Annotated in this window: 14 protein-coding genes and 2 riboswitches; of the genes, 8 read left to right on the top strand and 6 right to left on the bottom strand. The window is 46.6% G+C overall.

Going from position 1 to position 14,549, the window contains the following annotated elements; translation table 11 throughout:
- The first annotated feature begins 12 nt into the window (after nucleotides 1–12).
- Genes atpF through NBH14_RS11430 form a run of 4 tightly spaced genes read left to right on the top strand, consistent with a single transcriptional unit; the run spans nucleotide 13 to nucleotide 3,536 of the window.
- Nucleotides 13–513 (top strand): F0F1 ATP synthase subunit B, encoded by a 501-nt coding sequence (gene atpF / locus NBH14_RS11445; RefSeq protein ID WP_007655658.1) that lies wholly within the window; start codon nucleotides 13–15, stop codon nucleotides 511–513.
- Nucleotides 514–516: 3 nt separating this feature from the next.
- Nucleotides 517–1,059, top strand: coding sequence for a F0F1 ATP synthase subunit delta (locus NBH14_RS11440; protein ID WP_128133877.1), 543 nt, complete (start codon nucleotides 517–519; stop codon nucleotides 1,057–1,059).
- A gap of 13 nt (nucleotides 1,060–1,072) precedes the next feature.
- Nucleotides 1,073–2,662, top strand: a complete 1,590-nt coding sequence (atpA, locus tag NBH14_RS11435; protein WP_128133876.1) for a F0F1 ATP synthase subunit alpha — start codon at nucleotides 1,073–1,075, stop codon at nucleotides 2,660–2,662.
- Between the two features lie 16 nt (nucleotides 2,663–2,678).
- Nucleotides 2,679–3,536: a F0F1 ATP synthase subunit gamma gene (locus tag NBH14_RS11430; protein ID WP_128133875.1), complete on the top strand. Its 858-nt coding sequence runs from the start codon at nucleotides 2,679–2,681 to the stop codon at nucleotides 3,534–3,536.
- 112 nt (nucleotides 3,537–3,648) lie between these two features.
- On the opposite strand, the gene NBH14_RS11425 is transcribed toward NBH14_RS11430, so the two are convergent.
- The 5 genes from NBH14_RS11425 to NBH14_RS11405 form a co-directional block, all read right to left on the bottom strand.
- Nucleotides 3,649–5,325 carry a putative transporter gene (locus tag NBH14_RS11425; protein WP_128133874.1) on the bottom strand — a complete coding sequence of 559 codons (1,677 nt, stop codon included), beginning with the start codon at nucleotides 5,323–5,325 and terminating at the stop codon, nucleotides 3,649–3,651.
- Nucleotides 5,326–5,447: 122 nt separating this feature from the next.
- Nucleotides 5,448–5,644, bottom strand: a riboswitch (cobalamin riboswitch).
- Nucleotides 5,645–5,798: 154 nt separating this feature from the next.
- The gene (locus tag NBH14_RS11420; protein ID WP_186958398.1) at nucleotides 5,799–7,331 is read right to left on the bottom strand and encodes an acyl-CoA carboxylase subunit beta; all 1,533 of its coding nucleotides are present in this window, start codon (nucleotides 7,329–7,331) and stop codon (nucleotides 5,799–5,801) included.
- 1 nt (nucleotide 7,332) lies between these two features.
- A complete protein-coding gene (locus NBH14_RS11415) occupies nucleotides 7,333–7,854 on the bottom strand; it encodes an acyl-CoA carboxylase biotin carboxyl carrier protein subunit (protein WP_128133873.1) in 522 nt (173 codons plus the stop codon).
- A 37-nt stretch (nucleotides 7,855–7,891) separates the two neighbouring features.
- Nucleotides 7,892–9,406 (bottom strand): acetyl-CoA carboxylase biotin carboxylase subunit, encoded by a 1,515-nt coding sequence (gene accC / locus NBH14_RS11410; RefSeq protein ID WP_128133872.1) that lies wholly within the window; start codon nucleotides 9,404–9,406, stop codon nucleotides 7,892–7,894.
- Between the two features lies 1 nt (nucleotide 9,407).
- Nucleotides 9,408–9,623, bottom strand: coding sequence for a cysteine-rich CWC family protein (locus NBH14_RS11405; protein ID WP_128133871.1), 216 nt, complete (start codon nucleotides 9,621–9,623; stop codon nucleotides 9,408–9,410).
- A gap of 59 nt (nucleotides 9,624–9,682) precedes the next feature.
- Nucleotides 9,683–9,880: riboswitch (cobalamin riboswitch) on the bottom strand.
- A gap of 136 nt (nucleotides 9,881–10,016) precedes the next feature.
- On the opposite strand from NBH14_RS11405, the gene NBH14_RS11400 reads away from it, so the two are divergent.
- Genes NBH14_RS11400 through NBH14_RS11390 form a run of 3 tightly spaced genes read left to right on the top strand, consistent with a single transcriptional unit; the run spans nucleotide 10,017 to nucleotide 12,022 of the window.
- On the top strand, nucleotides 10,017–10,784 hold the full coding sequence (locus NBH14_RS11400) for a threonine/serine exporter family protein (protein ID WP_186958399.1): 768 nt from the start codon (nucleotides 10,017–10,019) through the stop codon (nucleotides 10,782–10,784).
- Nucleotides 10,781–11,269 carry a threonine/serine exporter family protein gene (locus tag NBH14_RS11395; RefSeq protein ID WP_007655663.1) on the top strand — a complete coding sequence of 163 codons (489 nt, stop codon included), beginning with the start codon at nucleotides 10,781–10,783 and terminating at the stop codon, nucleotides 11,267–11,269. Before NBH14_RS11400 ends, NBH14_RS11395 begins: the two co-directional genes overlap by 4 nt.
- A gap of 24 nt (nucleotides 11,270–11,293) precedes the next feature.
- A complete protein-coding gene (locus NBH14_RS11390; RefSeq protein ID WP_128133870.1) occupies nucleotides 11,294–12,022 on the top strand; it encodes a DUF6064 family protein in 729 nt (242 codons plus the stop codon).
- A 35-nt stretch (nucleotides 12,023–12,057) separates the two neighbouring features.
- Here the strand turns inward: NBH14_RS11390 and NBH14_RS11385 are convergent, their stop codons facing one another.
- On the bottom strand, nucleotides 12,058–12,219 hold the full coding sequence (locus tag NBH14_RS11385; protein ID WP_222622076.1) for a hypothetical protein: 162 nt from the start codon (nucleotides 12,217–12,219) through the stop codon (nucleotides 12,058–12,060).
- A gap of 120 nt (nucleotides 12,220–12,339) precedes the next feature.
- Here NBH14_RS11385 and NBH14_RS11380 point away from each other — a divergent pair, with 120 nt between their 5' ends.
- On the top strand, nucleotides 12,340–14,547 hold the full coding sequence (locus NBH14_RS11380) for an anaerobic ribonucleoside triphosphate reductase (protein WP_186958400.1): 2,208 nt from the start codon (nucleotides 12,340–12,342) through the stop codon (nucleotides 14,545–14,547).
- The last annotated feature ends 2 nt before the right edge of the window (nucleotides 14,548–14,549 follow it).

The raw sequence follows: 14,549 nt of genomic DNA, 5'->3' as shown, positions 1-14,549 counted from the left end.
TAAAAGTAAACTATGTCATTGCTCACACCAGACGCAGGGCTTTTATTCTGGATGATCCTTTCTTTCGGAATCGTCTTTGTTATTCTTTCCAAATATGGTTTCCCGGTAATCATCAAAGCCGTGGAACAACGGAAAGAATACATCGATCATTCCCTCGAATCGGCCCGCCAGGCAAACGAACAACTTGCCGGCATCCAGGCCGAAAGCGAAAAGATTCTTGCCCAGGCAAGAGAGCAGCAGAATGAGATTCTGAAACAAGCCCTGGCCGAAAAAGAACAGATTATCAGCGCAGCCCGGCAAAAGGCATCCGCTGAGGCACATCTGCAACTGGAGGAAGCGACACGCCGGATAGGTGAAGAAAAGGACAAAGCCATCCGCGAAGTCCGCACCGAAATCGCCGACCTGTCAGTCGCCATTGCAGAGAAAGTGATGAAAGAGAAAATCAGCCGCACCGATGAACAGGAAAAGATCATCAACGGGCTGCTCGACAATGTTTCGTTTAGTAAATCATAAGATATGGACGTAGGTACAATCTCTTCCCGGTATGTCAAAGCACTCTTTTCGTTGGCAAAAGACAAGCGGCAGGAGGACCGGGTATATGATGACATGAAGATGCTGACCATCAGTTTCGAGCAAGAGCCGGGACTGAAAGCGGTGCTCGACAACCCTATCTTTCCCCTGGAGGAGAAAGTAAAGTTGCTGACTACCGCCGCCGGCCTGGAAGTATGCGAGTTGTTCACCCGTTTTATCCGCCTGGTACTTCAGCACAAGAGAGAGAGCTTGTTACCGCTAATGGCATATATTTATATCCATATGTACCGGAAAGACAAGAAGATCACCCGTGTGTTGTTCAAGACACCGGCTCCGGTAGATGAAGCGACACAGGAACATTTAAAGAAACGGCTGAAGGAAGAGACCGGCAACACCATCGAATTCATGGGAGTGATCAAGCCGGAACTGATCGGTGGCTTCGTGCTCCGTATCGGTAATACCCGGATAGATGCCAGCTACGCCCAGCAACTGCGGGAAATCAGAAATCAGCTAATCGAAAAAAATTAAAAAAGAAAAACGTATGACAGACCAGATAAAAGTAAGTGAAGTTTCCGCCATTTTACGCGAACAACTGGAAGGTATCAACACCACGATCCATCTGGAAGAGGTGGGCACTGTGCTTCAGGTCAGTGACGGTGTAGCACGTATCTACGGGCTGGACAATGCCGAAGCCAACGAATTGTTGCAATTCGACAACGGAATGGAAGCCATTGTGATGAACCTGGAAGAAGATAACGTAGGTGCCGTATTGCTCGGGCCGACCGACCAGGTAAAAGAGGGCGACACGGTGAAACGTACACGTCGCATCGCTTCCATCAACGTAAGCGAGAACATGATCGGTCGTGTAATCGACCCGCTGGGCAACCCGATCGACGGCAAAGGCGAGATTGTCGGAAAGAAATGCCAGATGCCGCTGGAACGAAAAGCTCCGGGTGTCATTTTCCGCCAACCGGTAAACGAACCGTTACAGACAGGTATCAAAGCGGTGGATGCCATGATCCCTATCGGACGCGGGCAACGTGAATTGATTATCGGTGACCGTCAGACTGGTAAAACCTCGATCGCCATCGACACGATCATCAATCAACGCAGTAATTATGAAGCCGGCAATCCGGTTTACTGTATCTATGTGGCGATCGGACAGAAAGGTTCTACAGTCGCTTCTCTGGTAAACACCTTACAGGAAAAAGGGGCGATGGATTACACGATCGTAGTCAGTGCCACTGCTTCCGACCCGGCTGCCATGCAATATTTCGCTCCTTTTGCCGGAGCTGCCATCGGTGAATATTTCCGCGACAGCGGACGTCATGCGTTAGTTGTCTATGATGACTTGTCGAAACAGGCAGTCGCTTATCGCGAGGTATCCCTGATCCTTCGCCGTCCTTCGGGCCGCGAGGCGTATCCGGGTGATATTTTCTACCTGCATTCACGCCTGTTGGAACGTGCAGCGAAAATCATCAACCAACAGGAAGTAGCCAGCCAGATGAACGACCTGCCCGACAGCATGAAAGATAAGGTAAAAGGTGGCGGTTCGCTCACTGCCCTGCCGATTATCGAGACGCAGGCGGGTGACGTGTCGGCTTATATCCCGACCAACGTAATTTCCATCACCGACGGACAGATATTTCTGGAAACAGACCTGTTCAACCAGGGAAACCGTCCAGCTATCAACGTGGGTATTTCCGTATCCCGGGTGGGTGGTAACGCACAGTTGAAAGCGATGAAGAAGGTGGCCGGTACGCTGAAAATCGACCAGGCACAGTTCCGCGAACTGGAATCGTTCACGAAATTCGGCGGCGATATGGATGCGGTAACCGCCTTCACCATCGACAAAGGACAGAAAAATACACAACTATTGATACAACCCCAGTATAACCCGATGCCTGTAGAACAGCAGATCGCTATCCTGTATTGCGGCACCAAAGGTTTACTGAAAGAGGTTCCGCTGGATAAGGTACACGATTTTGAAAATGCGTTCTTACAGACTCTGATCACCAATCATCAGAAAGACGTACTCGATATATTAAAATCGGGTGTGATAAATGATGAAGTCAGCCGTATCCTGGAAGAAACAGCCCACCAGGTCAGCGGGGCATATAAAGCAGGTTGATAACAGAAATTAGACTATGGCATCACTGAAAGAGATAAAAATCCGTCTTGCGTCGATCAGAAACACGCAGAAGATCACCTCCGCCATGAGGATGGTGTCTTCTGCCAAACTGCATCATACGCAGACGATTGTCGAACATATGCTCGAATACGAGAGTAAGCTGAGCGCCATATTAAGGGGCACACTGTCGGCTGAAAGCGATATGAGTTCGCCCTACGCAGCTGTTCGTGAGGTGAAACAGGTGGCTATCGTCGCTTTTTCCTCCAACAGCGGGTTGTGTGGCGCTTTCAATGCGAACATATGGAAAGAGTTAACAGCCCGTCTCCACCAGTATGAGGCGGACGGTATAACCGTGCGCATTTATCCGATTGGTAAAAAGGTGGCGGACGAACTGCATAAAGCTGGTTATCAAACCGATGACAGCTTCCTTACGATCGGCGACAAACCGGCCTACGAGGATGCCTCGCGACTGGCAACTGCCTTGATGGAGTTGTATATCTCCGCCCAGGTCGACCGGGTGGAACTACTCTACCATCATTTCAAGAATATGGCGGAACAGGTACTGACCGAAAAGGTTTTCCTCCCGGTTTCCTTACCGGAAGCAGACTCGGAAAGTGCTTCGAGCAACTATATTCTGGAGCCGTCTGCCGAACAGTTGCTTGCCTTACTGCTCCCCAAAGTGCTCCATCTGAACATCTACACGACCTTGCTCGACACTGTCACTTCCGAGCATGCCGCCCGCATGCTTGCCATGCAGACAGCCAACGACAACGCCAACGACCTGATCCAGGAACTGACGTTGCAATACAACAAAAACCGCCAGCAGGCCATCACCAATGAATTGCTGGATATTATGGGAGGAAGCGGGCAATAATCTTTTACATCATCAGTAATCAATAAAAAATCGAAGCCCCGGCGAATCACTTCGGCGGGGCTCCTGGCTTTAAAATTATTATTGAACAATTTCTAACAACCAAATCTAATACTTAATAGAAGAATAATATCATTAATTGGGCAGTTAGTACACGTAAAAACATTGTCAACGGATAAACTGTAGCATAACCTACTGCCGGAGCATCATTTCCCGCCGTTGCATTCGCATAAGCCAAAGCGGGAGGATCCGTCGTACTGCCGGCCAGCAATCCCATCAACGTATAGTAATTCAGTTTAAAAAAATGCCTGCCAATCAATCCGATGACTAATAAAGGCAGCATTGTTATAATAAAACCGTAACCAATCCAGACAAATCCGCCTTTATTCACGATAGTATCCACAAAACCATCCCCGGCACTCAGCCCGACACAGGCCAGGAACATGGTTATACCAATCTCCCGGAGCATCAGATTGGCACTCTGGGTAGTATAAGTAACCAGTTTATAACGGTATCCGAAACGGCTGATCAGGATAGCGACAACCAACGGACCACCTGCCAAACCCAGCTTGATAGGTTGAGGAATCCCTGGGAAACTAATTGGAATACTTCCCAGAATAATACCTAAAGCGATACCGATAAATATTGGAATCAGGTTCGGTTCATTCAGACGTTTCATCGAATTACCCAATATCATACTCACCTTATCGACAGCCAGTTCACTACCAACTACGGTTACACGGTCGCCAACCTGCAATTGCAAACCTTGTGTTGCTACCAGTTCCACTCCGGCACGATTCACACGTGTGACATTGATACCATGCAAACGGCGTAACTGCAAATCCCCCAGTTTAGTGCCCGTCAGTTCCGGCTTTGTCACCAAAATGCGGCGGCTGACAAAAGCACTTTCGGCGGGAATCCATTGTTTACGGTCCATCTCTATCTCTTGACCGATAAAGGTTTTTATAGTTTCCGCATCATGTTCTGTCGTGATCACGAATATTTTATCATCTTCTTCCAAAATCGTACTGCCGGTAACAATGTCCACTTTATTGGTCTTGTTACGCCAAATACGGGATATGACAAATTCCCTATGCTCCAACAGGGCGGCAAGCTCCATTATCTTCCTGCCAAAAAGAGCCGGATTCTTCACTATCAGCGATATAGGTGTAGCCTCACTATTATGCACATTATTCTCTTCTTCCAGCTTTTTCGTCTCCTGGTCAAAACTTATATGAAAAATATACCGGACAAACAACATGGAAAGGATGATACCGACGACTCCCAGCGGATAAGCAACGGCATATCCCAATGCAATCGTATCATCGGAAGCCCCCGTCATATCACTAAATGCCTGTTGAGCAGCCCCCAGTCCCGGTGTATTTGTCACTGCACCCGATAAAATACCGACCATCGTCGGAATAGGGATTCCTGTCACAAAATGTATCACCAAGGCCATCATAACCCCGAGAAAGACAATTCCGCAAGCCAGACCATTCAAAGTCATCCCCCCTTTCTTAAAAGAAGAGAAAAAACCGGGTCCGACCTGCATGCCGACTGAATAAACAAATAGGATCAATCCAAACTCTTTAAAGAAATGAATGACAGACGGATTGATTGTAAACCCAAAATGTCCCAGTAGAATGCCGACAAACAATACCAGGGTTATCCCCAGAGAAATCCCAAATACTTTGATTTTCCCAAGTTGGATCCCTATGGCAATAACCAGAGACAGTAAAAGGATGGAATGTCCGATACCTTCTCCCCATAATAATTCATGAATCCATTCCATAGTCAATCACTTTTGAGGCACAGCAAAACTCCACGCCACAACGCGAACAAAGCTTCTCCATGATTTTCATACAATTTAGAATTAATATTCTTTTCGAACCATTTCCCTAACCCACGAGGAAAAACAGCCTTTAACGAACGGCAGGTCTTCTGACTGACTCCCATCCTGAAGCCTTCCCGACACATGTCAGTGGCATAAGTTGTTTTCAGGATGTTATTAGAGCTTCACAGCAGCGGGACTGTCCGGGATTTACACCCGATTCCCTTTTAATCCGTATCATCCGAACAGACAACACGAAACCAATTCGGAGGCAAAGCTACAAAATAAAAGACAAAATCAATATGATAAATACAAGTTTTTTAAACTTTTACGTTCCTGTTTATTTATAAAACTATGACATAAGCAGAAATCCCTGCCAGCCTCACGGTCGACAGGGATTTACCATTCATAATTCTAACAACAAAATCAAATCGTTACAATGGCATATTGCCATGTTTTTTCGGCGGATTGCTCTGGCTTTTGTTCTTTGCCATCTCCAACGCCTGTATCAGCTTGAAACGAGTCTGCCGCGGCATGATAATCTCGTCGATAAATCCTTGCTCAGCGGCCCGGTAGGGATTAGAGAAGTTTTCCGCATACTCTTTCATAGCCCGCTCTTTCTCTTCTCCGGTTGCTTTTCTATATAAGATATTAACAGCCCCTTCTGCTCCCATAACGGCAATCTCCGCCATTGGGTAAGCCAGATTAACATCGGCACCGGTCGGTTTGCTCGACATAACGATATAAGCACCGCCATAGGCTTTCCGGGTAATCAACGTGATTTTAGGTACGGTCGCTTCCGCATAAGCATAGACGATCTTCGCGCCGTGGCGGATAATACCGTCGTGCTCCTGGGTACATCCCGGAAGAAAACCGGGTACATCTTCAAAAGTAACCAGCGGAATATTGAAACAATCGCAAAAACGGATGAAACGAGCCGCCTTATCCGAAGCATCGATATCCAGCACACCTGCCAGGAATGCCGGCTGGTTGGCAACGATACCGACCGTACGTCCGCCTAAACGGGCAAAACCGACTACGATGTTTTTTGCAAAATGCGGCATTACCTCAAAGAAATAGTGATTATCCACCACCGGTTCAATAATATCCTTTATATCATAAGGAATATTCGGATCATCCGGAATCACCTCCTGCAACGATTCTTCTTCACGGCGGATATCATCCGTACAAGGAACAAGTGGGGCATCTTCCATATTATTGGCCGGAAGAAAACCGAGTAATTCGCGGATACTCATTAATGTTTCTTCTTCCGTATCACACATAAAATGAGTAACACCGCTCTTGGTACTATGTGTATAAGCACCGCCCAATTCTTCTTTTCCTACTTCTTCATGGGTAACCGCCTTGACCACGTCCGGACCGGTGATAAACATATGGCTTTTTTCTTTCACCATAAAAATAAAATCGGTCAACGCAGGCGAATAGCAGGCTCCTCCGGCACAAGGTCCGAGGATCGCAGAAATCTGCGGAACCACTCCCGAGGCCATCGTATTCTGATAGAAAATGGAAGCATATCCGGCCAGACTGCTGACCCCTTCCTGAATACGGGCACCACCCGAATCATTCAGGGCAATTACCGGCGCTCCGTTTTTCAATGCCAGTTGTTGCACCTTGACGATCTTCGCGGCATTCGTTCCGCTCAATGTTCCTCCGTAAGCGGTAAAGTCATAAGCATAGACAAACACTTGGCGTCCGTCTATCTTGCCATACCCCGAAACGATCCCGTCACCCGCTATTTTGTTCTTTTCCATACCGAAATTGGTACAACGGTGAATGACAAACTTATCCAGTTCGACAAATGTACCCTTATCCAGTAACATGTCAATACGTTCACGGGCAGTCATACGTCCGGCTTCATGCTGTTTCTCTATACGTGCCATACCGCCTCCCAACGAAGCAGCCTTATCCAGTTCTTCAAACGTTTTATATAAATGTTCTTTTCCCATTTTAATCCTCTTTGTCTGTTATTATATCCAAAGTCAGAAGGACCTGGTTGCTCGTCACCGAATCCCCTTCCTTTACCTGCACATCGCGTACCGTGCAGGCCGAACTTACCTTATAATTACTCTGCATCTTCATTGCTTCGATCACTACGACAATATCGCCAGGTTCGAGACGGTCGCCTTTCTGAACAGCAACCTTCACCACCTTGCCGGGCATCGGAGAAATAATCTTATTGTCCTGCCGCTCTTCGCTATTCCTGCGCATACGCAAATATTTCACCTGCGTATCAACAATATCCACACCATAAGAGAGGAAATGGGTATTCACCGTATAGTTTTTACCACTTTCTCCGCGGATCAGTTCTGCATTATACGAAACACCGTTGTGCAAAATAGAACAGGCGCCATTTTCGGCCATTACGACATCGACTTCATAAGGGATACCGTCAATAGTCAACCGGACTTTGTTTCCATCTTTACTGACCAACGAAACATCCGCAACTCTTTTTCCAATATGTATTTCCATAAATAATAATTATTCAATAGTGCTAATGTGCCGATTATTAAATACGCAGGACTCCTTTTTGTAATCCGAATTCACGCCAGCGGCTGATCGGACGATTGTCGGAAGCCTGACCGGATCTGTTTTCCTCCAGATTGACCAGATAATCTATATAGGCAGCGATCATAGCTATATTTTCAGTCTCTGTTCCACCCTCTTCTACGGGATGTTGCAATTGTCCGGCATTTTTTTCAATAAAAGAAGTATCATACTTTCCCTGCACAAAGTCGGATGTATCCATAATCCGACGTAAGTAACCGATATTCGTTTTCAACCCGGTAATCTTATACTCATGCAATACCCGCCGCATGCGTTCGATCGCATATTGGCGCGTTGTCGCCCAAACGATCAGTTTTCCGATCATCGGGTCGTAATAAACCGGTATTTCATATCCTTCATACACATAACTGTCTACACGGACACCGATGCCGTTCGGCTCTGTCAATTGTTTAATGACACCGGGAGAAGGCATAAAACCGGCTTCTGTATCTTCTGCACAGATACGGCATTCAATGGCATGTCCGCGCTGGACGATCTCCTCCTGGCGGATATGGAGCGTTTCGTTGTTAGCCACCCGGATCTGTTCTTTTACCAGATCGACGCCTAAAACTTCCTCGGTAATCGGATGCTCCACTTGGAGACGCGTATTCATTTCCAGAAAATAAAAATTCCGATGTTTGTCCACCAAAAACTCAATGGTACCAGCACCTGAATAGTTGACAGCTTTTGCCGCAGCAACAGCCTTTTCACCCATATTTTTTCTTAACTCGGGAGTGATGAACGGAGATGGACTTTCCTCCACGATTTTCTGATTACGGCGTTGAACGGAACATTCACGTTCACAAAGATGGATTACATTCCCGTGATTGTCACCCAATACCTGAAATTCGATATGATGAGGTTCCTCCACGAATTTCTCCAGATAAACTGTGTCGTCACCAAAAGACGATAACGATTCCGAGCGGGCAGAATGATAAGCCTCCACCACATCTTCTTCTTTATAGATCAGTCGCATCCCTTTTCCTCCGCCTCCCATAGAGGCTTTCAGCATAACGGGGAAACCGATTTCCTTACATATCCGAACGGCTTCGGCAGCATCCTGCAACGGTTGTTGCGTTCCCGGAACAACCGGTACACCGGCCTCGATCATCCGCTTACGGGCTGATATCTTATCGCCCATCGCCTCCATCGTCTCAGCAGCCGGGCCAATAAAAATAATATTTTCCTCTTTACATCTGCGGGCAAAAGCCGCATTTTCCGAAAGGAAACCATAACCGGGATGAATGGCATCGGCTTTATGAATTTTCGCCGCTTGGATAATCTTTTCTATATCCAGATAACTATCTTTTGATGCGGCAGGCCCTATCAGGCAGGCCTCATCAGCATAAAGTACATGCCGTGCCGCCCGGTCGGCTTCCGAAAAAACAGCCACAGACTGTATTCCCATCTCCCGGCAGGAACGCATCACACGTACGGCGATCTCGCCACGGTTTGCAATTAATATCTTCCGTATCATATCAATGCTTTAAATGTTTATAACGGGGATTCACCTCACAGGCATAGAAATATTTCTTGATCTCATTCAAACAGGAGTTGCACAAACATCCCGGATAATGGACCTTCACATAAGCAAGCTGGAGTTCATCCAATTTCACAGGCACACAATGACAGGCGGATATATCATCTACCCGACAAACAAAAGAGCCCCCACAACGCGGACAATCTTTCTCCATAAATCTGATAAATTTAGAATAAACAATCATTTCGAACCCGTATCCTAACCCACGAGGATATGAGCCTTTAACGAACGGCAGGTCTTCTGACTGACTCCCATCCTGAAGCCTTCCCGACACATGTCAGTGGCATAAGTTATTTTCAGGATGTTATTAGAGCTTCACAGCAGCGGGACTGTCCGGGATTTACACCCGATTCCCTTTTAATCTGTATTTCCAGAATCAAAAATACAGAACCATTTCGGTGCAAAACTACAAAAATAAAAGACAAAACAATGATATAAAATAAGTTTTTTATACTTTTGCGCCCCGGTTTAGGTTTATCGCCCGTTTTTCCGCCAGCAAAAAGAAACATTCCGGAATAGAATCCGGTTCATATATAAAAAGTACGACATGAGTAGAAATGAATCTTTGCTACCCGTAGCCAAATTCATCGCAGAGTACTCCGCCCATATGATGGGATGCGGGGTACACACATCCCGGGTAGTCCGGAGTTCCAAACGAATAGGAGAAGCATATGGCGCTGATGTTAAAATCAGCATTTTTCAGAAAAATATTATTCTGACGATCTCCGACAATGATACGAAAGAAACATACAGCGAGGTGATCGATATCCCCGCTCTTCCGATAAGTTTCGAGAAGAACGCCAAACTGAGCGCTCTGAGTTGGGAAACGTATGACAAACATTTGCCGTTGGAAGAATTAAAAGATAAATATGAGGAGATTATCGCCAGCCCGCATATCGATCCGCTTTTCGTTCTGATACTGGTAGGCTTTGCCAATGCCTCTTTCTGCCGCCTGTTCGGGGGAGACATTACCTCGATGGGGATTGTCTTTTCTGCGACTATCACCGGTTTTTTCCTGAAACAACAGATGCAGATCCGGAAATTCAATCATTACATAATTTTCGTGGTATCGGCCTTTATTGCATCGCTTTGTGCCTCTACAGCGTTGATATTCGACACGACCTCGGACATTGCACTGGCAACGAGCGTCCTGTTCCTGATACCGGGCGTACCGCTGATCAATGGGGTTATCGACATTGTCGAAGGGTATATACTGACCGGTTTTGCCCGGCTGGTCAATGCGCTGATGCTGATTATCTGTATCGCGATCGGGCTTTCTTTCACATTAATGATGGTAAAAAACAATTTGATATGATAGTATTGGATATTCTTTTAGACGGACTTTTTGCAGCCATTGCAGGTATTGGTTTCGGTGCGATTTCCGACCCACCTATGCGAGCGTTTCCTTACATTGCCTTGCTGGCTGCCGTAGGCCATGCCTGCCGATTCTGCCTGATGACTTTCTTCGGGGTGGATATCGCTACCGCCTCCCTGTTCGGGGCATTGGTGATCGGATTCGGAAGTTTGTGGCTGGGAGGCAGGATTTACTGCCCGATGACAGTGCTTTATATCCCGGCTTTATTGCCGATGATCCCAGGCAAATTTGCCTACAACATGGTTTTCTCGCTGATCATGTTCCTCCAGACGATGGACGAACCGGTACAGAAAGCGAAATATATTGAAATGTTCATGTCGAACGGTTTCGTTACCTTCACCGCGATCTTCATGCTGACGGTCGGTGCGACACTGCCGATCTTCCTCCTGCCGGGTAAGGCTTTTTCATTAACACGACGCAAATAAAATCATCAGCATACGAATAACTCTATGGAAATTTTCTGGAAAACGATAGGACTCTACAATGCAGCAACCTGGGAATGGCAACTGGGAATTATCCTGATCGGGATAATATTGACCGTCCTGCTGACCCGCAACCCTCAGCCGTGGGTAAAGAACGGAATGAAAATCTATCTGATTGCCGTCTATCTGTGGATATCGGTCATCTACTACTACATCTACTGTGCCGAGCGCAGCTACAACGAAGTGATGGCCTTATTCTGGGCGATCATGGCGATACTATGGGGATGGGATGCCTTGTCAGGATACACTACTTTCGAACGTACCCGCAAATATGACTGGTTGGCGTACTTCCTGTTTGCCATGCCGTTTATCTATCCGCTGATATCGATGGTACGGGGACTGACTTTCCCGGAAATGACTTCGCCGGTCATGCCTTGTTCGGTCGTTGTTTTCACCATCGGACTCCTGTTGTTCTTCTCTAAGAATATCAACATGTTCATAGTCCTGTTTCTGACACACTGGTCGCTGATCGGCTTGTCGAAAACATATTACTTCAATATCCCGGAAGATTTCCTGCTGGCCAGTGCTTCCGTCCCGGCGTTATATCTTTTCTTCAAAGAATATTTCGCCAACAACCTGCACACCGGCTCGAAGCCGAATGCGAAATATGTAAACTTATTACTTATCCTGGTCTGCGTTGCCATTGGGATATTACTGACGACAACCATGTTTATCGAATTACTGAAAGACAAATAGCAATCCGAATAAGCAATTATAGATATTTCGTACCATCAACAGACAGGGCGATCGACCGGAATCGCCCCTGTTTTCTCTGTTTTTTTGCATAAGCAATTGATACCTTTCACATTATACATCATTATCACCAAGCAGACTTTTTGGGAAAACTTTTTATCATCAAAATCTTCAAAGTTTTCCATTTTCTCGATTTTCATATCTAATTATCAACGATTTGACATAATTTAACTCGTTAAAAGTTTTCCAAAAAGAAAACCATATAATAATTGGACATACCTTTGCAGAAGAATAAAAAGTAATACACCAATACAATTATCATGATTCAGACAGTTATCAAAAGGGATGGACGTATCGTCGGATTTAATGAGGAAAAAATAGTAACGGCGATCCGTAAAGCGATGCTGCATACGGAAAATGGAGAAGATTTGCAGTTGATCCGACAGATCACGGATCATATTTCATTCAAAGGAGAACCGCAAATGACAGTCGAAGCGATTCAGGACGCTGTCGAACTGGAATTAATGAACAGTAGCCGCAAGGATGTGGCTCAGAAATACATTGCCTACCGCAATCAGCGCAGTGTTGCCCGTAAAGCAAAAACCCGCGATATGTTCCTGGAAATCATCAATATCAAGTCGAACGACATTACCCGCGAAAATGCAAATATGAACGCAGATACCCCCGCAGGTATGATGATGAAATTTTCCAGTGAGACGACCAAACCGTTCGTTGACGATTACCTGTTGAGCGAAGAGGTAAAAGAGGCGGTTGCCAACAATTACCTGCATATTCATGATAAAGATTATTACCCGACCAAGAGCCTGACTTGCGTACAACATCCGCTGGATCGCATCCTTAAATATGGATTCTCGGCCGGACACGGTGAATCGCGCCCCGCCAAACGTATCGAAACGGCAAGTATCCTGGGATGTATCTCTTTAGAAACTGCACAAAATGAGATGCATGGCGGACAGGCGATCCCGGCTTTCGATTTTTACCTGGCACCTTATGTGCGTAACAGCTATATCGAAGAAGTCAAAAATCTGGAAGATCTGAATGGCGTAGACTATTCACACCTTTATAATAAAGAAATAGACGATTATGTAACCCGTCCGCTGGATGGCCTGGCCGGAGACAAACGACTCGTACAGCATGCTATCAATAAAACCGTCAGCCGCGTTCATCAGTCCATGGAGGCTTTCATCCACAACATGAACACGATCCATTCACGCGGTGGTAACCAGGTGGTATTCAGCTCCATCAACTACGGAACGGATACGTCTGCCGAAGGCCGCTGCATTATCCGTGAATTGCTGAAAAGCACATACCGGGGTGTCGGCAACGGCGAAACTGCCATTTTCCCGATTCAGATATGGAAAAAGAAACGGGGCGTAAGTTATCTGCCGGAAGACCGGAACTATGACCTGTATGAACTGGCCTGCAAAGTGACAGCCCGCCGCTTCTTCCCGAATTTCCTGAACCTGGATGCCACATTCAATCAGCATGAAGACTGGAGAGCCGACGATCCCGAACGTTACAAATACGAAGTGGCAACCATGGGATGCCGTACCCGCGTATTCGAAAACCGTTTCGGACCGAAAACATCTATCGGACGCGGCAACCTGTCGTTCTCGACGATCAACATCGTACGTCTGGCAATCGAATGCATGGATATTAAAAATAAGGAAGAGCGGATTGCCCGTTTCTTCGCAAAACTGGATGAAATGCTGGAAACCACGGCCCTTCAACTTCATGAACGTATGGAATTTCAGAAAACGGCTTATGCCAAACAGTTCCCACTGCTGATGTCCTCTTTATGGCTGGGCAGCGAGAAACTGAAACCGACCGATACAATTGCCCCGGTCATCAACCAGGGCACACTAGGAATCGGATTCATCGGACTGGCAGAATGCCTGGTTGCCCTGACCGGCAAACATCACGGCGAAGATGCAGCCTCACAGGAACTGGGATTACGGATCGTGACTTATATGCGCGACCGTGTAAACCAGTTCTCGGAACGTTATCAGCATAATTACAGTGTACTGGCAACTCCGGCAGAAGGACTTTCCGGTAAGTTTACCGCTAGAGACCGCAAAAAATTCGGACCGTTACCCGGTATTACCGACCGCGATTATTACACGAATTCCAACCATGTCCCGGTATATTACAAATGTAGCGCCCGCCATAAAGCAGAAGTAGAAGCCCCTTACCACGCACTGACAGGCGGCGGCCATATCTTCTATGTGGAAATAGACGGCGACGCCACCCACAACCCGGAAGTGATCATGAAGGTGGTCGACATGATGGATAAATACAATATCGGCTACGGCTCGGTAAACCATAACCGCAACCGCTGTCTGGATTGTGGCTACGAAAACGCAGCAAACCATCTGGACGAATGCCCCAAATGCGGCAGCAAACATCTGGACAAGCTACAACGCATCACCGGCTATCTGGTAGGTACAACCGATCGCTGGAACAATGCCAAGTTAGCGGAGTTGAATGACAGAATTATTCATAATTAGAA

The organism is Parabacteroides caecihominis, assembly GCF_023656785.1.
Classification (GTDB): Bacteria; Bacteroidota; Bacteroidia; order Bacteroidales; family Tannerellaceae; genus Parabacteroides; species Parabacteroides segnis.
Note: the sequence above shows the minus strand (reverse complement) of the source record. Positions and strands in the feature narration are given on the sequence as shown.